11 protein-coding genes and 1 pseudogene are annotated in these 19,215 nt (G+C 74.5%); 4 read left to right on the plus strand and 8 right to left on the minus strand.

Going from position 1 to position 19,215, the window contains the following annotated elements:
• Positions 1-15: 15 nt before the first annotated feature.
• From ectB to Prum_RS34870, 8 genes are all read right to left on the minus strand, one after another.
• Positions 16-1,320: a diaminobutyrate--2-oxoglutarate transaminase gene (ectB, locus tag Prum_RS34835; RefSeq protein ID WP_173080546.1), complete on the minus strand. Its 1,305-nt coding sequence runs from the start codon at positions 1,318-1,320 to the stop codon at positions 16-18.
• 128 nt (positions 1,321-1,448) lie between these two features.
• On the minus strand, positions 1,449-2,054 hold the full coding sequence (locus Prum_RS34840) for a response regulator transcription factor (RefSeq protein WP_173080548.1): 606 nt from the start codon (positions 2,052-2,054) through the stop codon (positions 1,449-1,451).
• 28 nt (positions 2,055-2,082) lie between these two features.
• Positions 2,083-2,709 carry a helix-turn-helix transcriptional regulator gene (locus Prum_RS34845; RefSeq protein ID WP_173080550.1) on the minus strand — a complete coding sequence of 209 codons (627 nt, stop codon included), beginning with the start codon at positions 2,707-2,709 and terminating at the stop codon, positions 2,083-2,085.
• Between the two features lie 152 nt (positions 2,710-2,861).
• Complete coding sequence (locus tag Prum_RS34850; protein WP_173080552.1) at positions 2,862-3,740, minus strand: 3-hydroxyacyl-CoA dehydrogenase family protein; 879 nt, start codon at positions 3,738-3,740, stop codon at positions 2,862-2,864.
• 25 nt (positions 3,741-3,765) lie between these two features.
• The gene (locus Prum_RS34855; protein WP_218577484.1) at positions 3,766-4,638 is read right to left on the minus strand and encodes a hypothetical protein; all 873 of its coding nucleotides are present in this window, start codon (positions 4,636-4,638) and stop codon (positions 3,766-3,768) included.
• A 153-nt stretch (positions 4,639-4,791) separates the two neighbouring features.
• Positions 4,792-5,970 carry an acyl-CoA dehydrogenase family protein gene (locus Prum_RS34860; protein WP_173080554.1) on the minus strand — a complete coding sequence of 393 codons (1,179 nt, stop codon included), beginning with the start codon at positions 5,968-5,970 and terminating at the stop codon, positions 4,792-4,794.
• Positions 5,967-6,233, minus strand: a complete 267-nt coding sequence (locus tag Prum_RS34865) for an acyl carrier protein (RefSeq protein WP_173080556.1) — start codon at positions 6,231-6,233, stop codon at positions 5,967-5,969. The genes Prum_RS34860 and Prum_RS34865 overlap by 4 nt, the downstream gene beginning before the upstream one ends.
• Positions 6,234-6,246: 13 nt before the next feature.
• On the minus strand, positions 6,247-7,260 hold the full coding sequence (locus Prum_RS34870) for a ketoacyl-ACP synthase III family protein (RefSeq protein ID WP_218577485.1): 1,014 nt from the start codon (positions 7,258-7,260) through the stop codon (positions 6,247-6,249).
• A gap of 145 nt (positions 7,261-7,405) precedes the next feature.
• On the opposite strand from Prum_RS34870, the gene Prum_RS34875 reads away from it, so the two are divergent.
• The 4 genes and pseudogenes from Prum_RS34875 (at position 7,406) to Prum_RS34890 (ending at position 19,153) form a co-directional block, all read left to right on the plus strand.
• Positions 7,406-9,073 (plus strand): condensation domain-containing protein, encoded by a 1,668-nt coding sequence (locus tag Prum_RS34875; protein WP_173080558.1) that lies wholly within the window; start codon positions 7,406-7,408, stop codon positions 9,071-9,073.
• Positions 9,070-16,347: pseudogene (locus Prum_RS55320) on the plus strand (amino acid adenylation domain-containing protein). The gene Prum_RS34875 and the pseudogene Prum_RS55320 overlap by 4 nt, the downstream one beginning before the upstream one ends.
• On the plus strand, positions 16,344-17,975 hold the full coding sequence (locus tag Prum_RS34885) for an amino acid adenylation domain-containing protein (RefSeq protein WP_173080560.1): 1,632 nt from the start codon (positions 16,344-16,346) through the stop codon (positions 17,973-17,975). The pseudogene Prum_RS55320 and the gene Prum_RS34885 overlap by 4 nt, the downstream one beginning before the upstream one ends.
• A complete protein-coding gene (locus Prum_RS34890) occupies positions 17,972-19,153 on the plus strand; it encodes an MFS transporter (protein WP_246278285.1) in 1,182 nt (393 codons plus the stop codon). Before Prum_RS34885 ends, Prum_RS34890 begins: the two co-directional genes overlap by 4 nt.
• Positions 19,154-19,215 lie beyond the last annotated feature (62 nt).

The raw sequence follows: 19,215 nt of genomic DNA on the forward strand, positions 1-19,215 counted from the left end.
GTGGGGCCTCCTCGGCTACCGGGTGCCAGCCAGGTCGGCCCGCAGCAGCGCGTCCCGCAGGACGCTCAGGCCGCGGTCGAGCCGGGCGAGGTCGATGGTCAGCGGGGGCAGGATCTTGATGACCTCGTCGTGGCGTCCGCACAGTTCCACCACCACGCCGTTGTTGAAGGCGTAGCGCTGCACCTGCTCGGCGCGTTCGCCGCCGCCGGCCGCGGCGAGGTCGATGCCGAGGGCCATCCCCTTGCCCCGGACGGCGATGGCGGGGTGCTCGGCGGCGAGGTCCCGGCCGAACTGGGCCAGGCGGTTCGCGGCGGTGGCCAGGCCGGTCTGGAACCCCTCCTGCCGCCACAGGTCGCAGGCGGCCGTGGCGGCGACGAACGCCAGCTGGTTGCCGCGGAACGTGCCAGTGTGCTCGCCGGGCTGCCACACGTCGAGGCCGTGGCGGAAGAGCACCAGCGACATCGGCAGGCCGTAGCCGCCGATCGCCTTGGAGACGGTGACCAGGTCGGGCACGATCCCGGCGTGCTCGAAACAGAAGAACCGCCCGGTCCGCCCGCAGCCGGCCTGGATCTCGTCCAGGATGAGCAGGATGCCGTACCGCTCGGTGATGGCCCGCAGCCGGCGTAGCCAGTCGGGCGAGGCGGGGTAGACCCCGCCTTCCATCTGCAGCGGCTCGACGATGACCGCGGCCGGCACGTCGACACCGGACGACGGGTCGGCCAGCAACCGCTCCATCAGCGAGATCGAGTCGAACGTCCCCTGTGGACCGTCCTCATAGGGCAGGAACGTGACGTCCTGCCCGCTGATCCCGCCGGCGCGACGGGCGCTGCGGCTGCCGGTGACGGCGAGCGAGCCGCGGGACATTCCGTGGTACGCGCCGGTGAACGCGAAGAGCCCGGTCCGGCCGGTCGCCTTGCGGGCCAGCTTGAGCGCCGCCTCCACGGCGTCGGTGCCGGTCGGGCCGCAGAACTGGACCTTGTAGCTCAGTCCGCGCGGGCGCAGGACGGTGTCCGCGAACGCGGTCAGGAACTCGCGCTTGGCCTGTGTGTACATGTCCAAGCCGTGCATCAGGCCGTCGTCGTCGAGGTAGTCGGTCAGCCGGCGCTTGATGAAGTCGTTGTTGTGGCCGAAGTTCAGTGTGCCGGCGCCGCAGAAGAAGTCGATGAATACCCGCGCGTCCTCCGTGTACAGCTCGGCGCCCTTGGCCCGGTGGAAGACCGCGGGAAACTTCCGGCAGTACGTGCGGACGTTGGACTCCAGCTCCTCGAAGACCGAGAAGTCGTCGATCAGCGGTTCGGCCGCGGCCAGTGTGCTCGTCATCGGTCTCCTCGTATCCCAACGGGGTCCACTATGGACTCGGGGCTTGTTCCCCCAGCATCGTCCGGCGGCCGGGCCGGTGGCAGAGAAGCGCCGGTAGGTGCCGGTGCCGGTTCTTCCCGGTGCCGACCTCAGAGCAGTCCGGCGCGCAGCGCGTACGCGACCGCGTGGGCCCGGTTGCGGAGCCGGAACCGGTGCGTGATGTCGTGCACGACACTGGTCACCGTCCGGGTCGAGTAGCACAGTGCCCGCGCGATCTCGTCGGTTTCCCGACCCTCGGCCACCATGGCCAGCACCGCCCGTTCCCGCTCGCTCAGGCCACCCTCCGGTGGGTCCGATCGGCCCGGACCGTCCACATCGAGCAGCCGGTCGAGCATCTCCGGTGACACGGTGCAGTCACCGGTCGCGGCCGCCAGGACGGCCCGGGTGAGCCGGTCGCCGTTGGCCTCGCGGCGCCAGAGCAGCCCGCGCGCGCCGGACGCGATCGTCTGCAGCGCCTGCGCCGGCGCCATGTTCGTGGCCAGGACGACGATCGCCGGGCGGTGGTTGCTGGCGCGCGTGGTCCGGACGATGTCGAGGATCACGTCGTCGACATCGTCTCCGATGACCACCGTGACCGACGCCGGTTCGTCGCGGGTCACCACGGCGACGTCGGGGGAGCCGCTCAGTGCCGCGATGGTCCCGGACTCCAATACCGGATCCGGTGCTATCACGTTGACCGTGACCGGGCCGCCCATGGCCAAGGTCCTTCCGCCGGCCGGAGGCTCATATGAGCCCGGTCCGGATCCCTTCGGCGACCGCTTGCGCCCGGTTGTTGACCTGTAGCCGGGCCATGAGGTCGTAGATGACGTTCTTCACGGTGTGCTCCGAACAGGACAGGGCGCGGGCGATGGCCGCGTTGCCGTGTCCGTCGGCGATCAGGCTGAGCACCTCGGACTGCCGGGCGGTGAGCGGCTCGATCGGCCGCACCGGCGGCGCGGAGCGGTTGAGCAACCCGATCAGCGCCTGGTACGGCAGCCGCCCGTCACCGTGCCGCGCCGAACGCAGGGCGGTGCGCAAGCGATTCGGCGTCACCTCGGTGGACAGGAGCATGACGCGGACACCGTCCTGCAGCGCGCGTCGCACTCCGGTCGGCGAGAACTCGTCCGCCACGACCATGAGGGGATAGTCGCCCTGCCGGTACGACTCCGGGCAGGTGTCGACGGCCTCGTCGACGTTGCGACCAGCGGCCACCACGACCGTCGGTGGCGGCGCCTTTTCCGGCCGCGGATCGATCTGCGCACCGGCCCGGTCGAGCAGGGCGGTCAGGCCGGCGCGGGCGCGCGGGTTTCGGGCGGTCAGGCACGCTCGCGGTCGTTCGTCGACGGACCGCTGCGGGAGAGTTGTTGTCACACAACAACTTTCGGCGTTGCCGGTGGTCGGTACATCGGGGCGGACTACCCGCATTTCTGTTGGCGGCCTACCCATTCGCAAGAATCTGGGTACGGCACCTACGAACAAAGGCTCCCCGCACGTGCGGGGAGCCTTGGCTACGCGGAGGACTGTCAGCTGATCGCGGCCGGCCGCGGGTACTGGTGGAAACCGCTGCCGGTCTTGCTACCGCACCGGCCGGCGCGCACCAGCTCCAGCAGCGTGCGGCCGGGCCGGAACCGCGGGTCGCCGGTGCACTCGAGCAGCACCAGGAGGGTGTCGACGACGGTGTCCAGGCCGATCAGGTCGGCGGTACGCAGCGGGCCCATCGCGTGGCCGAGGCAGTCCTGGAAGACCCGGTCGACGGTCGCGGCGTCGGCGGTGCCCTGACCGACGACCTCGGCGGCCTCGTTCACGGTGAGCATCAGCACGCGGTTGATCACGAAGCCCGGCCCGTCGGCGACCACGATGCCGGTCTTGCCGATCGCGGCGAGCAGGTCGAGGGTGCGCTGGAGGGTCTCCGCGCTGGTCCGCGGCGCCCGCACCACCTCGACGGTGTCCTTGAGCGGCGCGGGGTTCATGAAGTGCGTCCCGATCACCCGGTCCGGCCGGCGGGTGTTGGCGGCGAGCAGGTCGATCGGGATGGCGGACGTGATCGAGGCGAGCACCGCCCGCGGTGGGCAGACGGCGTCCAGCTCGCCGAAGATCCGTTCCTTCAGCGGGATGCGTTCCGGCGCGCACTCGATCACGTACCCGGCCCGATCCAGTCCGGCGACCCGGTCGGTCCAGCTGATCCGCCCGATCACCCGGTCCACCGGCTCACGGACGCGGTGCGGGGCCAGCAGCCGGGCCTGGCGCAGCCCGGTACGCAGCCGGGCCAGCGCCCCCGCCACGCCGGCCGCCGATCCGGCCGCCGGGTCGACCACGACCACGTCGTACCCGCCGTCGGCCAGGCACTGGGCGATGCCGAGCCCCATCGTGCCGGCGCCGACCACTCCGACGATCTCGCTCATGCCGTCCTCGCTTCGCCGCGCTCGCTCATGCCGCCGTCACCCGTACCGGATGCGCCCGTGCGGCCGGCGGGCGGGCCGGGTCGACCGCGAGCGTCCACCGCCCGCCGGTGTCGTCCTGGACGGCGAAGCCGGCGAACCGCAGGGTGACCAGCATCTGCCGGTTCACCGCGGTGGGCACGAACTCCGCCACCGGCTGCCGTCCGGTGGCCAGCGCGCTGTGCACGAGATGGTCCAACAGCGCCGCGCCGGCGCCGCGGGACAGCACCCGGCAGGACATCAGCAGCAGCCGCAGTACCGTCGTTGCCGGCCGCAGCTCGGTGACCGCCAGGCCGACCGTGCCGTAGGAGCCGAACCGGTCCCGCAGCCGCGCCACCAGCACCTCGTGCCGCGGCGACGCGCACAGCGCGCGCAGCTCCGCCAGGCTGAACGTGGCGCCGGTGGTGTTCAGCTGGTGGGTGCGTACGGTCAGCTCGTGCGCGCGGACGAGGTCGGCCGGCCCGGCGCGGCGGACCTCCATCACCAGGTCGAGCGAGGCGAGGAAGTCCACGGGCGGCCCGGTGTGCCCGGCCTCGGCCGCCCGGCGCTGCTCGTCCACCCGGTAGAGGTGGCGGCGCTGACGGGACTCCTCGCTGACGTACCCGGGGCTGAACTCGGGCAGCGCCGGCAGTTCGGCGACGGCGCCGGCCGGGTGGCAGCGCACGGCCGGCAGCGCGGCGGCCACCTCGGCGCGTTCCAGCGGGTCGTTGTCGACGAACGCGACCGTGTCCAGGCCGATGCCGACGTCGGCGGCCACCTGGGCGACGGCGGCGGACTTGGCGCCCCACCCGACCTCGATCCGGGTGAACATGTCGAGCCAGGCCGTGCGCGGCCAGGTGGGCGGTGGCCGCGTCGCGCTCACCCCGACTGGCCACGGCGTGCAGGACGCCGCGCCGGTCCAGGGCGTGCAGCGTGCGTACGGCGGCGGGGAACGGCACCGGGTCGTCGCCTTCCAGCACGACGCCGTCCCACAGCGTGTCGTCCAGGTCCCAGACCAGGCACTTCACCGTGGTGGTCACCGCAGCCCTCCCGGTACTGTCGCGCGGGCCCGCCGGAGCAGGTGGTCGGCGACATGCAGTTCGGCCACCTGGGCGGAGCCCTCGATGATCTCCATGACCTTCGCGTCCCGGTAGAACCGGCCGGCCCGGCTGTCCGGGGCGCAGCCGGCCGCACCGAGGACCTGTACGGCGTCGCCGGCGACCGAGGCGGCGGTGCGCGCCGCCGCGTACTTCGCCGCGACCGTGGCGGCGACCGCGTCGGGGGCGCCGGCGGCCCGCCACCGGGCGGCCCGGGCGGCGAGCTCCCGCGCGGCGGCGGTGTCCACCGCGGCCCGACCCAGCAGCGCCCGTACGCTCTGGTGCTCGGCGAGCAGGGTGCCGCCCTGCCGGCGGGTGAGCACGTGTTCGGCCATGTCCCGCAGGCACGCCTCGGCCATACCCACGCAGCCCCAGCCGACCGTGAACCGGCCGTGGTCCAGCGCGGTGGCCGCCACGTGCGACAGGCCGAACCCGGGCGGGGCGATCCGGTTCGCCGCCGGGACCCGTACACCGTCGAGCCGGACGTGGGCCAGCTGGGCGGCCCGCAGGCCGAGCTGGCCGGCGACCGGCTGCCGGGTCACACCGGCCCGGTCGGTCTCGACAAGCACGGCGGTGTGCCGGCCGTCCAGCACCCCGAGCACCAGTAGCACGTCGGCGACCTGGCCGAAGGTCACCCAGCGCTTGACCCCGGTCAGCTCCAGGGCCGGCTGCTGGCCACCGGCGACGGCGCGGATGCGGGTGTCGACGGCGGCCAGATCGCTGCCCGCGCCGTCCTCGGTGGCGGCGAAGCCGGCCAGCAGCTCACCGCGGGCGAACGCGGGCAGCCAGCGGACCCGCTGCTCGGCCGTGCCCCACCGCAGCACGGCCGCGGCGACCATCGCCTGCACGGTGACCAGCGCGCGCAGCGCGCTGCACACGCCGCCGAGCCGGGCGCACACCTCGCCGAGCTGCGCCGGCGTGGCGCCGAGTCCGCCGTAGCCGACCGGCAGGTCCGGGGCGAGCAGCCCGGCGGCTGCCGCGGTGTGGCGTACCCCGGTGGGCAGCGCGCCGTCCCGGTCCCAGCCGGCCGCCTCGCCGCGCGCCGCGTTGGCGAGGTCGGCCCCGAGGGCGTCGAGCTCCGCCGGCTCGGCCGGCGGCGGAGCGAGTACGGCGGTCACGCCGGGATCCCGGCCCGGCCGGCGGTCTTGGCCAGCACGAAAGCGGTCAGCCGGGAGATCGTGCGGAAGTGGTCGAGATCGAGGTCGGCCACCTCGACCTCGAGGTCGAAGCGCTGCTCCACGAACACCACCAGCTCGATCGCGAACAGCGAGTTGAGGCCGAGCGCGAAGTAGTCCTCGTCCGGGCCGACCGGTCCGGCCAGCGCCGGGGCGATGAAGTCGTGCAGGTCCCGCGCCACCGCGGACCGGTCCAGCGCATCCATCCCCACTCCCATCTCAGTCACCCGCCCCGGCGGCGACACCGGGATCACCGTCGAACTCGACCAGCAGCATGCTCCAGGCGGCCACCGGGCTGGAGCTGATCAACACGGCCCGCTCGCCGCCCCGCAGCCGCCCGGTCCCGATCTCGGTCGCCAGGTTGAGCAGGACGTCGTTCGGGCCGAGGTGGCCCAGGTCGCGCAGGTTCTCGTGGCAGGTCTTGGCGACCGCCACGCCGAGCGTCTCCTCGACGAACCGGAACGCGCCCGCGGACAGGTTGTGGCTCACGTGCCGGGCGATGTCCGCCGGCGCCAGCGCGTTGCGGTCCAGCAGGCGCCGGTACATCGCGCGCAGCCGGTTGCGGCTCTCCAGGGCCAGCTGGAAGGAGTACTCCCGCGCGTCGCGGCACTGCTCGCTCCAGCGGGCCGACGGGCGGTCCCGGTAGTCCACCCGGAACAGATCCCAGTAGCGGCCGTCGGTCTCCTGCAGCACGTCGAGCACCCGCAGCGGCCCGTCCCGCGAGACGACCGCCGCCATGCCGCCGTCCCCGCTGACCGTGACCGGGTGCCGGTAGCGGCGCGGCGTGGCCGGCGTACTGCCGTGCACGACGAGGACGTCGGTCAGGTCCGGGTCGGCGGCCAGCAGGCCGCGCGCCACCAGCAGCGCCGGCGTGATCGACACGCAGCCCAGCCCGCCGACGGAGAAGGTCAGCGCCCGGTCGGCGCGCAGGTGCGCCTGCAGCCGGGTCTCACCGGAGCTCATCAGCGTGGCCGGCGCGCGGGATTCCACCACGACAAGCGCCCCGATCCGTTCCGGGCTCAGCCCGGCGGCGTCCAGCGCCCGGGTGGCGGCGCCCGCGGCCAGGCCGAACGCGTCAAGCTCCGGGTCGGTGCGGATCCGGTCGATCCCGAGCCCGGCGCAGAGTTCCCGCTCGGCCGGGCCCAGGTACGCCAGCTCCGGCAGCTCCGCGACCGCGACCGACCGCTTGGGCAAGAACGACGCCATCGTGCGTACCGCGATCGTGCCGGGCATGTCGCCGCACCTTTCCGGTGGTGGCGTTCGCTGACCTGGCCGACTCTGCCGCCAGCGGCCGGGCTCGGGATAGAGAAGCGCCGGCAGAGGTGCGCTGCCGGTCCGACCCTGGTGCGGGCCCGCCCGCCTCCATCAGCCTCGACCCATGCTTACCCAGACGAACGCCCATCCGCTCTCGCCGGGGCAGGAGCGGCTGTGGTTCCTCGATGGGCTGCGCGGCGGCACCGAGTACCTCGTCTGGCAGCGGATGCGCCTGCGCGGACCGTGGGATCCGGCGGTGTTCGCCCGCGCCGTGGCCGAGGTCGTCCGCCGGCACGAGGTGCTGCGCACCCGGTACGAGGACAGCGCCGGGGAGCCTATGCAGGTCATCGACCCGCCCGGCCCGGTCGACGTCACGGTCGTGGACCTGACCGGTGAGCCCGACGGCGAGACGCGGGCGGCGGCGCTGCTCGACGCGGCCGCCGGCCGGCCGTTCGACCTGCGCCGCGAGCACCCGCTGCGGGTCGTCGTGGTCCGGCTCGCACCCACCGAACACCTCGTCGCGCTCACCCTGCACCACATCGCCGCCGACGGCTGGTCGTGCGACGTGCTGCTGCGTGACCTGGACCAGGCGTACCGCGCGCTCGTGGGCGGCCAGCCCATGCCGGCTCCGCCGCCGGTGCAGTACGCCGACGTCGCGGCCTGGCAGCGGGAGCGGCGCGCGGCTGCCGGTGCGGCCGGCACCGCGTACTGGCGGGACCAGCTCGCCGGGCTTGAGCCGGTCCTGCTGCCCACCGATCGCCCGCGCGACGCCCATCGCGACCGCCGCGGCGACATCCTGGCCGTGGACGTGCCCCGGCGCGTCGCTCGGCTGGTCGACGCCGCCGGCGAGCGGTACGGGACGACCGCGTTCATGACGCTGCTGGCCGCCTTCAAGGTGCTGCTGGCGCATCGTACCGGCCGTACCGACATCGCGGTCGGGATGCCCGGCGCCGGGCGGGACGCGCCGGAGACCGAGGAGCTGATCGGCTTCTTCATCAACACGCAGGTGCTGCGGACCGACCTGGCGGGCGGCCCGTCGTTCACCGAGGTGCTGGACCGGGTGCGGGAGACGGTGCTGGCCGCGCTCATGCACAACGACGTCCCGTTCGAGGACGTCGTGGCCGCGGTCCGGCCCGACCGCGATCCCGCCCGCAACCCGCTGTTCGAGATCATGTTCCAGGTCATGTACACGGCCGGCACGCCCGGCACGCTCGGCGGCGCCGCCGTGGAGCCGCTGCCCGTGGGCGCCACCGCCGCCAAGTTCGACCTCGTGTTCACCGTCCGCCGCACCGCGGCCGGCGACCTGCGGTGCGTCCTGGAGTACGCCAGCGGCCTGTTCGACCGGACGACGATGCAGCGGCTCGCCGACGACTACGTGGCGCTGCTGGAGCGGCTGGCCGGCGCGCCGGAGGCCCGCGCGGTCCAGCCGGCCGCGGTGCCCGCCACCCCGACCACCCCGACCGCCGCGGGCGCGGCCGACCCGAGGCCGCCGGCCGGCCCGGTCGAGCAGGCCGTCGCCGGGATCTGGTCGCGGCTGCTCGGCGTCGAAGACATCACCGCCGACGACGACTTCTTCGACCTCGGCGGCCACTCGCTGCTGGTCGCCCGGGTACGTACCGCGCTGCGGCGCACGTTCGCCGTCGATCTGCCCTTGCAGGTCCTGTTCGAGGCCACCTCGGTGGCCGAACTCGCGGCCGCGGTCACCGCAGCGGTCCGTGCCGATGTGAGCCGACTTTCCGACAGCCAGGTGCGGGACGTGCTGTCCCGAGCCGCCCGAGAGGGAACCCGATGACCGACACACTGCACGCGCCAAGCCCGCACGAGCAGCTGCTGGAGCGCCGGCTGCACGGCCTCGAACCGCTCACCGAGCCGGGCATCGCCCGGGTGTCCCGGGCCGACCCGCTGCCGCTGTCGTACGCGCAGCGCCGGCTGTGGATCCTCGACCAGATGCGCCCCGGCGGCGTCGAGTACCTGGTGCAGATCGCGCTGCACATGACCGACAAGCCCGGCAGCCGGCTGGACGTCGACGCGCTGCGGACCGCGCTTTCCGGGCTGGTGGCGCGGCACGAGGTGCTGCGCACCCGCTACCCGGCCGGCCCCGACGGCGAGCCGGTGCAGATCATCGACCCGCCCGCCCCGGTACCGCTGCCGATCCGCGACCTGACCCACCTGGACGGCAAGGTCCAGGGCCAGTTGCTCAACCGGCTCGTCTCGACCGACCGCGAGCCGATCGACCTGGCCGCCGGGCCGGTCTTCCGCGCGCTGCTCGTCCGGCGGGAACCCGACCAGAACCTGCTGCTGCTCACCACCCACCACCTCGCGATGGACCTCTGGTCGGAGAGCCTGCTGCTGGACGAGCTGCGCGAGCGGTACACCGCCGCGGTCGAGGGCCGCCCGGCCGACCTCGCCCCGCTGCCGGTGCAGTACGCCGACGTCGCGGCCTGGCAGCGGCAGCGGACCGCCGAGCTGCGCGAAACGCAGCTGCCGTACTGGCGCCAGCAGCTCGCCGGTGCCACGCCGGTGGACCTGCCGGCAGACCGGCCGCGGCCAGCCGTACGGGATGCCGCCGGCGACATCGTGCCGTTCACCGTGCCCGCCGAGGTCGCCGCGTCGCTGGGCCAGCTCGCCCGCCGCCACCACGCCACGCCGTTCATGGTGCTGCTGGCGGCCTACGCGGTCGTGCTCGGGCGGTGGAGCGGCCGGACCGACGTCACGGTCGGTACGCCGGTCGCCGGCCGCGGGCACGACGACGTACAGGACCTGATCGGGCTGTTCCTCGACACCGTCGTGGTACGGGCGGACCTGGCCGGCGACCCGACGTTCGGCGAGCTTGTCGACCGGGTCCGCCGTACCTCGCTGGCCGCCTTCGCCCACCAGGAACTGCCGTTCGAGCAGCTCGTCGAGGAGCTCGCGCCGGTCCGCGACCCCGCGCGGACCGCGCTGTTCTCGACGATGTTCGTCTGGCAGGAGGCCGGGGCGGGCGGCTTCGAGGCACCGGGGCTGGACGTGCTGTGGGTGCCGATCCCGTTCGCCGACGCGAAGTTCGACCTGACCCTGTCGGTGACCCCGCGCCCGGACGGCTCGCTGGCCGGCGCCGTGGTCTACGCCACCAGCCTGTTCGACCGGGGCACGATCGAGCGGTTCGCCGCGCAGGTCGGGCAGCTTTTGGCCGGCGTGGCGGCGGCACCGGACACGCCGCTGGCCGACATCGACATCCTCCCGCCCGCCGAACGCGCGCAGCTGCTCGGCGGCTGGAACGACACCGCGACCGACGTACCGGCCACCACGTTGCCCGCGCTGTTCCGGTCCCAGGCGGCCGCCACCCCGGACGCGGTGGCCGTACGGGCGGGGAGCAGCACCTGTCGTACGCCGAACTGGACGCCCGCGTCACGGCCCTGGCGCACCGGTTGCGCGCGCTCGGGGTCGGTCCCGAGTCGGTGGTCGGCGTGTGCCTGGAGCGCGGCCCGGACCTGGTGACCGCGCTGCTGGCCGTGCTCACCGCCGGCGGCGCCTACCTGCCGCTGGACACCGAAAGCCCGCAGCAGCGCCTGGAGCAGCTGCTCACCGACGCTGGCGTACGGGTCGTGGTGACCGACCGGGCCACCGTCGGCCTGGCCGCGCGCACGCTGGTCCGGCCCGACGCGGGCGCCGGCGCCCCGAGCGGGCCGCTCGGCGATGATCCCCACCCGGACCACCCGGCGTACGTGCTGCACACATCCGGCTCGACCGGCCGGCCCAAGGGCGTGGTGATCACCCACCGCGCGCTGGTGAACCGGCTGACCTGGATGCAGCGCGAGCACCGGCTCGACGGCACCGACCGGGTGCTGCACAAGACGCCGTACGGCTTCGACGTCTCGGTGTGGGAGCTGTTCTGGCCGCTGATCACCGGCGCGACGCTGGTCGTCGCCCGCCCCGGCGGGCACCGCGACCCGGCGTACCTGGCCGCGACGATCGCCGAGCACGGCGTCACCACGCTGCACTTCGTGCCGTCGATGCTGCGCCCCTTCCTCGACTCGCTGGCCGGCGAGCTGCCCTCGGTGCGCCGGATCTTCGCCAGCGGTGAGCCGCTCCCGGCCGAGCTGGCCGCGGCCGTACACGAGCGGATCGGCTGCCAGCTGCACAACCTCTACGGCCCCACCGAGGCCACGATCGACGTGACCGCGACCGAATGCCTGCCGGGGAGCCGGTCACGATCGGCCGGCCGGTCGCCAACACCCGCGCCTACGTCGTCGACCCGGACCTGCGACTGCTGCCGGCCGGCGTACCCGGGGAGCTTCTGCTGGCCGGCGTCCAGCTCGCCCGCGGATACCTGGGCCGCCCCGCGCACACGGCCGACCGGTTCGTACCGGATCCGTCCGGCAGCGAGCCGGGGGCCGGCTCTACCGCACCGGCGACCTGGCCCGGCACCGCGCCGACGGGACGATCGAATACCTGGGCCGGCTGGACCGGCAGGTGAAGCTGCACGGCCACCGCATCGAGCCGGGCGAGGTCGAGGCGGCGCTCACCGCGCATCCCGCCGTCGCCGCCGCGGTGGTCACCGTGCACGACGACCGGCTCGTCGCGTACCTCGTCGGCTCGGGCGCCGAGGCGGACGGACCGGCAGTCGACCGGGACGCGGTCGCGGCACACGCCCGGGCCCGGCTGCCGCGGCAACTGGTCCCCGCGCAGTGGGTGGTGCTCGACGCGCTGCCGCTGACCGTCGCCGGCAAGGTCGACCACCGCGCGCTGCCCGCGCCGCCCACCCGCGTCGAGCCCGCTGGCGCCGCGCCGCAGACCGCGGTGGAGCGGACGATCGCGCGCGCCCTGGCCGGCGCGCTGGGCGTCGACACGGTGGGCCGGCACGACGCGTTCTTCGAGCACGGCGGCGACTCGATCCGGGCGATCCGCGCCGTCGGGACACTGCGGGCGGCCGGCCTGCCGGTGTCGGTGCACGACCTGTTCAGCCACGCCACGGTCGCCGAGCTGGCCGAGCTGGTCAGCGCGCCCGCGCCGGACGGGCTAGCCGACGTGCCGGAGCCCGCCGCCGAGCAGCCGGTCGTGGCGCCGTTCGCGCTGCTGTCCGACGCCGACCGCGGGCTGCTGCCGCCCGGCCTGCTCGACGCGTACCCGATGGGCGAGATCCAGGCCGGGATGGTGTACGAGATGCTGGCCGCGCAGCGGCCCGTCTACGTGAACGTCAGCTGCTACCGGATCGAGGACGAGCTGCCGTTCGACCTGGCCGACCTGCGCGCGGCCGCGGCGCTGCTGGTGCGGCGGCACGAGATCCTGCGTACGTCGTTCGCGCTCGCCGGCTACACGCAGCCGCTGCAGCTTGTGCACCGCACCGCCGAGCTGCCGGTGGACCTGGACGACCTGCGGGACCTGCCGCCGGCCGCGCAGCGCCAGATCCTCGACGACTTCCTGCTCGCCCAGCGCGACGCGCCGTTCGACCTGGCCGTGCCGCCGCTGCTGCGCTACACGGTGCACCAGACCGGCGAGCGCGAGTGGTGGCTCACCCACGTCGAGTGCCACGCGATCCTCGACGGCTGGAGCCACACCTCGGTGATCGCCGAGCTGCTCGCGCACTACCGCACGCTGCGCCGGGGCGGCACGCCCGAGCCGGTGCCGATGCCCGCCGTCCGGTTCGCCGACTTCGTCGCCGCCGAGCAGGAGTCCCTGCGGTCGGCGGCCGACCGGGACTTCTGGACCGCCACCATCACCGCCGCCGACAAGCTGGAGATCCCGGCCGAGTGGGGCGACCAGGCGGCCGAAGCGGAGGGGACCGGCGACGCGCCGGACTCGGTCGTGGTCGGGTACGCCGACCTGGAGCCGGCGCTGCGCCGGCTCGCGACCGGTGCCGGCGCGTCGCTGAAGAGCGTGCTGCTCGCCGCCCACGTCGCGGCCTGGGGCCTGGTCACCGGGCGGCACCGCTTCTTCACCGGGCTGGTCAGCAACGGCCGGCCGGAGCGGCTGCGCGGCGACGAGGTGATCGGCATGTACCTGAACACGGTGCCGTTTTCCGCCGACCTGACCGCCGCGAGCTGGCCGGAGCTGGTGCGGGCGGTCTTCGCGCAGGAGGCGCGGCTGTGGCCGCACCGGCGCTACCCGATGGCCGCGATGCGGCGGGACGGCCGGCACGCCTCGTCGCTGGTCGACGTCAGCTTCACGTACCTGGACTTCCACATGATCGACTGGAGCTCCGGCATCGGCCTGGAGTCCGACTTCAGCCCGAGCGAGCAGCCGTTCTCGGCGGTGTCGTTCCCCGGCCGCCTGCAACTGCTCGGCCGGCCGAGCCGGATCGGGCGGCCGTATCTGGAGCTGGTCGCCCGGACCTACCGGCAGGTGCTGGCCGCGATGGCCGCCAGCACGGACGCCACGGCACCGTCGCCGCGGACCTTGACGCTGGCGCCGGTCGACCACGACCGGGTGCTCGTCGCGCCGAACCGCACCGATCGGGCGTTTCCCACCGATCAGCCGGTGCACCGGCTGATCGAGCGGCAGGCCCGGTCCGCGCCCACCGCGGTCGCGCTGCGGCAGGGCGCCGTCAAGGTCTACTACGCCGAGCTGGAGCTGCGCGCGAACCGGCTGGCGCACCGGCTGCGTACGCTCGGCGTCGGCCCGGACACCGTGGTCGGCATCTGCCTGCCGCGGACGCCCGACTACGCCGTCTCGGTGCTGGCCGTGCTGAAGGCGGGCGGCGCGTTCCTGCCGCTGGACCCGGAGTACCCGGTCGAGCGGCTGCGGTTCATGCTCGACGACGCGGCGGCCGCGGTGGTGCTCGCCGCCGGGCGGCTGCCGGCCGGCCTCACCGAAGCCGGCCCGGCGGGCCTGCCGGCGATCGACGTGACCGACGAGTCCGCCCAACTCGGCATGCCGGTCACCGCGCCGGACGTGGCCGTGGCGCCGGACGACCTGGCGTACGTCACCTACACCTCCGGCTCGACCGGGCGGCCCAAGGGCGTCGCCGTACCGCACCGGGCCGCGCTCAACCTGCGGCACGCCCAGCAGGAGATCTTCGACGTCCAGCCGGGCGACCGGATGCTTCAGTTCTTCTCGGTGAGCTTCGACGCGTCGGTGTCCGAGCTGATCGCCGCGCTCACCGCGGGCGCCGAGCTGGTGCTGCCCGCGGTCGGCCGCGACCCGGGCGACCTGCGCGGCGAGGCGGCCACGCTCACCCACATCTTCCTGCCGCCGTCGATGCTGAGCCGGTTGACTCCGGCGGACTTCCCGCAACTGCGCGTCACCCTGGTCGGCGGCGAGGCGTGCCCCGCCGCGCAGGCCGACCGCTGGGCGCGGCACGCCGCGTTCGTCAACCTCTACGGCCCCACCGAGGCGGCCGTCGCCGCCACGTACGCGCCCGTCGCCGCCGGCTCCCCGGACCGGATGCCGCCGATCGGCACCCCGCTGGCGAACGTGCGCTGCTACGTGCTGGACGCCGACGGGCGACCGGTGCCCGCCGGGGTACGCGGCGAGTTGCACGTCGCCGGCGCCGGCCTGGCCCGCGGCTACCTCGGCCAGCCGGGGCTGACCGCCGACCGGTTCGTCCCGGACCCGTTCGGACCGCCCGGCAGCCGGATGTACCGCACCGGCGACGTGGCCTCCCGCGCGGCCGACGGCACGCTGCGCTTCCACGGCCGCGGCGACCACCAGGTCAGCGTCCGCGGCTTCCGGATCGAGCTCGGCGAGGTCGAGCACGCGCTGGAGGCGTACCCGGCGGTCGCCGCCGCGGCCGTCGCGGTCGCCGCGGCGGGCACCGAGGACGCCACGCTGGTGGCGTTCGTCCGGCTCACCGGCGGCACCTGCGGCGCCGGCCCGTCCGCGGCCGAGCTGCGCGAGCACGTACGCCACCGCTTGCCGGCACACATGGTGCCGACCCGCTGCCACGTCGTCGGGCAGTTCCCGGTCACCGCCTCGGGCAAGGTCGACCGCGCCGCGCTGATCGCGGCCGAGCCGGAGCCGGTCGCCACGCAGATCGCGCCCGTGGCACCGCGTACGCCGCTGGAGCGGGCCATCGCCGGCGCCTGGGCGCAGGTACTGAAGCTGGACAGTGTCGGCATCGACGACGACTTCTTCGACCTCGGCGGTCACTCGATGGCGATGATGCGGATCATCTCGCTGCTGCGGGAGTCGCACGGCGTGGAGCTGACGTTCCGGTCCTTCCTGGAGCATCAGACCGTCGCACGGCTGGCCGCCGCGATCACCGACGGCGCGGTCGGCGAGCCGGAGGCCCCGGCCGAGCCCGGCCGGCGCAACCGGGCGATGCTGTGGCTGCGCCGCGGCAGCGGCACGCCGCTGTTCTGCATCCACCCCGGCGGCGGCAGCGCCCACTGGTTCCAGCGCTTCCTGCCGTACCTGGATCCGCAGCTCCCGCTGGCCGCGTTCGAGTGGCCGAAGCCGCACGGCGACAACGCCACGATCCCCACCGCCGCCGAGATGGCCCGCCGGCACTTCGACGAGCTGCGAGCCGCCCAGCCGCACGGGCCGTACCGGCTGTTCAGCTGGTGCGGCGGCAGCACGATCGCGGCGGACCTCGCCACCCTGCTGCGGGACGCCGGCGAGGAGGTGACCTTCATGCTCCTCGATCCGGTGCTGGACGCGCAGACCCGGCCGAAGTTCTACGAGCAGATGGGCTTCGTACGCCGGCTGGAGAAGCTGGTCCTGGAGATCGACCGCGGCGGACCGGAGGCGGATACGCCCGAGCGCCGCGCCGAGATCATGGAACTGTACGAGCGGGTGGCCAACGACATCGACGAGAAGGAAGGCATGGCGCTGCCCGAGCGCGGCGTCGGCACCGCCTGGCCGCGGATGGTCCGGGTCTGGCGGGAGTCGCTGCAGGCCCTCATCGAGTACCCGAACCCCGTCTACGCCGGCAAGCTGCACCTCATCGTCAGCGACGCGCTCGCCAACGGCCAGCACGTGGTGTCCTCCGGCCAGACCTTCGCCGACTACCTCGTCCGGTGGGAGGAGCTGATCGGCGGCGGGATCGAGCTGCACCGGGTGCCCGGAGACCACATCGGAATCATGAAACCGCCGCTCCTGGTGCACCTGACCGACGTGATCAGCACCGTGCTGGAAGGTGCCCGATGAGGACCGCGACCATCCGCCCGCCGGCGCTCGACCCGGCGGCGCAGCAGCGGGCGTGGAACGCCACCGCCCGCGAGTACGCCGCGGACGGTCCGGTGCACCGGCTGTTCGAGGCGCAGGTCCGGCTCCGCCCGGACGCCGTGGCGGTGCGCTGGGCCGGTGGCACGCTGACCTTCGCCGAGCTGGACCGGCGCGCCAACCGGCTGGCGTGGGCGCTGCGCGACCGCGGGGTCGGGCCGGAGACACCGGTCGGCATCCGGGTGCCGCGCGGCCCGCTGCTGGCGGTCGCCGTGTACGGGGTGCTGAAGGCGGGCGGTTTCTACGTGCCGGTCGAGCCGGGGCTCCCGGCCGAGCGCGCGCACACCGTCCTGGCCGAGGCCGGTGCGCGGGTGCTGGTCGACGCGGACAGCGGCGACACCTGGCCGGTACCGCCGAAGGTGCGCCCGGTGCCCGCCGACAGCCCGATCCCGGACTGCCGCGAGCTGCGCGGCCCGGAGCCCGGCACCGGCGCGGACTCCACCGCCTACGTGGTCTTCACCTCCGGCAGCACCGGCCGGCCCAACGGCGTCGCCGTGGCGCACCGGTCGCTGCACAACCTGTTCGCCTGGTGCCGGCGTACCCACGGCTTCGGCCCGCACGACCTGGGCCTGTCGGCCACCTCGCTCGGCTTCGACCTGTCCGTCTTCGACCTGCTCGGCCTGCCCGCGTACGGGGCCGGCGTCTACATCGCCGACGACGCGCAGCGGCGCGACCCGGAGCTGCTGCTGGACGTGCTGCTGCGCGAGCCGGTGACGTACTGGAACTCGGCGCCAACCACGCTGGCCCACCTCGCGCCGTTGCTCGGCGGGCACCGGGCTGGCACCGGCGATCTGCGGCTGGTCTACCTCAGCGGCGACTACACGCCGCTGACGTTGCCGGACGAGGTGCGATCGGTCTTCACCGGGGCGACGATCGTTAGCCTCGGCGGCGCCACCGAGGCGACCGTCTGGTCGAACTGGTTCGAGGTCGGCGCGATCGACCCGGCCTGGCGGAGCATCCCGTACGGGCGGCCCATCGACAACGCGCAGTACTGGGTGGTCGACGAGGACCTGCGGCCCTGCCCGGTCGGGGTGCCGGGCGACCTGCTCATCGGCGGCGACGTCCTCGCCGCCGGCTACTACGGCCAGCCGGAGCTGACCCGGCAGCGGTTCATCCCGGACACGCTCGGACCCGACCCGCGCGGGCGGCTCTACCGCACCGGCGATCGGGCGAGCTTCGGCCCCGACGGCGTGTTGACCTTCCTCGGCCGGGCCGACGGGCAGGTCAAGATCCGCGGCGCCCGGGTGGAGTTGGCCGAGGTCGAGCACCGGCTGCGTGCGCACGCGAGCGTGAAGGACGTGGTGGCGCTGGCCCGGCCGGACCGGGACGGCGACCGGGCGCTGGTGGTCTACGTCGTGCCGGCACCCGGCTGCCACCCGACCGTACGGGAGCTGCGCCGGCACGTGGCAACGGCGCTGCCGGACTACATGGTGCCGGCCGCGGTCGTGTTCGTGGACGGCTTCCCGGCGACCGCCAACGGCAAGCTCGACCGCGCGGCGCTGCCGTGGCCGGCGCGTACCGGCAGCACGCACGTGCTCGGGGTCCCGGCATGAGCCGCGCACCGGCCGCCGGGCCCACCGGGTACCGCCGCGGGCTGCGCGCGGTGGTCGCCGGCGGCGCCGTGTCCGCCTTCGGCACCCAGATGACCGTGCTCGCGCTGCCCTGGTTGGTCCTGGAGACGACCGGCTCGGCCGCCCGCACCAGCCTGGTGCTGCTGGCGCAGGTGCTGCCGATCGCGCTGTTCGGCCTGCTCGGCGGCGAGGTGCTGCAGCGGCTCGGCGCGCGGCGCACGATGCTGGTGTCCGACGGGACGCGCGGCGTGTTGATCGCCGCGGTGCCGCTGCTGTACGGCACCGGCGCGCTCAGCTTCCCCGTACTGCTCGCGCTGGTGGCGGCGGCGGGCCTGGCCGCGGTGCCGTACGCGGCGTCGCAGCGGTTGTTGGCCGGCGAGCTGGCCGGCGACGACCAGCGCGCTCTCACCCGCGCCCACGGGCTGATCGACACCGTCTACAACTCGGCCGGGTTCGGCGGACCGATGCTGGCCGGCCTGCTGATCGCGGTCATCGGCGCCGAGCGGGTGCTGTGGCTGGACGCGGCCACGTTCGCGGTGTCGTTCGTGGTGCTGCTCGGCTGCGTGCCGGCCCGGGCCGGACGGGCGGCCGCCGGCGGCACGCGCCCGCGCGGCGTGCTGGCCGGCATCCGGCACATGCGCGCCGACCCATTCCTGGGCCGGACCATGGCCTCGACCATCGCCGGCGGCTTCGTGCTGCGCTTCCTGGCGATCTGCCTGCCGCTGCTGGCATTCCACCGGTACGGCGGGGACGCCGCGGTGGGCGGGCTGCTGCTGGCCGGCACCGGTGCCGGCATGCTGGCCGGGTCGTTCCTGGCCGTGCTGGTGTCCCGCCGGCTCGGGCCTGCCCCGATGATCGCCGTGGCGATGGTCTTCCAGGCGCTGCCGCTGTGGCTGCTCGCCCTGCCCGCCCCACCGGTCGTGCCGCTCACCGCGGTGGTGCTGTCCGGCGCGGCGATGGGCTTCTCGAACGCGCCCTACTTCGCCATCCTCACCGCCCGCGTACCCGCGGCCCTGCAACCGAAGGTGCTGCAGGCGGTGATGACGCTGAGCACCGTCGCCGGGCCGCTGGGGCTGCTCGCCGCCGGCGTGGTCATCGACCGCGCGGGCTGGTCCCGACGCTGCTCGGCGTGGCCGCGGTCATCACCGCCGCGTCGGTGAACATCCTGGTGGCCCTGCCCCTGCTCCGGTCCGCTCCGGCCGAAGCTGTCGAGCAGCCGGCG

The organism is Phytohabitans rumicis (assembly GCF_011764445.1).
Classification (GTDB): Bacteria; Actinomycetota; Actinomycetes; order Mycobacteriales; family Micromonosporaceae; genus Phytohabitans; species Phytohabitans rumicis.

Coding starts and splice junctions, on each gene's coding strand:
- ectB (WP_173080546.1), bottom strand. CDS start 1,320: ATGACGAGCACACTGGCCGCGGCCGAACCGCTGATCGACGACTTCTCG.
- Prum_RS34840 (WP_173080548.1), bottom strand. CDS start 2,054: ATGGGCGGCCCGGTCACGGTCAACGTGATAGCACCGGATCCGGTATTG.
- Prum_RS34850 (WP_173080552.1), bottom strand. CDS start 3,740: ATGAGCGAGATCGTCGGAGTGGTCGGCGCCGGCACGATGGGGCTCGGC.
- Prum_RS34865 (WP_173080556.1), bottom strand. CDS start 6,233: ATGGATGCGCTGGACCGGTCCGCGGTGGCGCGGGACCTGCACGACTTC.
- Prum_RS34870 (WP_218577485.1), bottom strand. CDS start 7,260: ATGCCCGGCACGATCGCGGTACGCACGATGGCGTCGTTCTTGCCCAAG.
- Prum_RS34875 (WP_173080558.1), top strand. CDS start 7,406: ATGCTTACCCAGACGAACGCCCATCCGCTCTCGCCGGGGCAGGAGCGG.
- Prum_RS34885 (WP_173080560.1), top strand. CDS start 16,344: ATGAGGACCGCGACCATCCGCCCGCCGGCGCTCGACCCGGCGGCGCAG.
- Prum_RS34890 (WP_246278285.1), top strand. CDS start 17,972: ATGAGCCGCGCACCGGCCGCCGGGCCCACCGGGTACCGCCGCGGGCTG.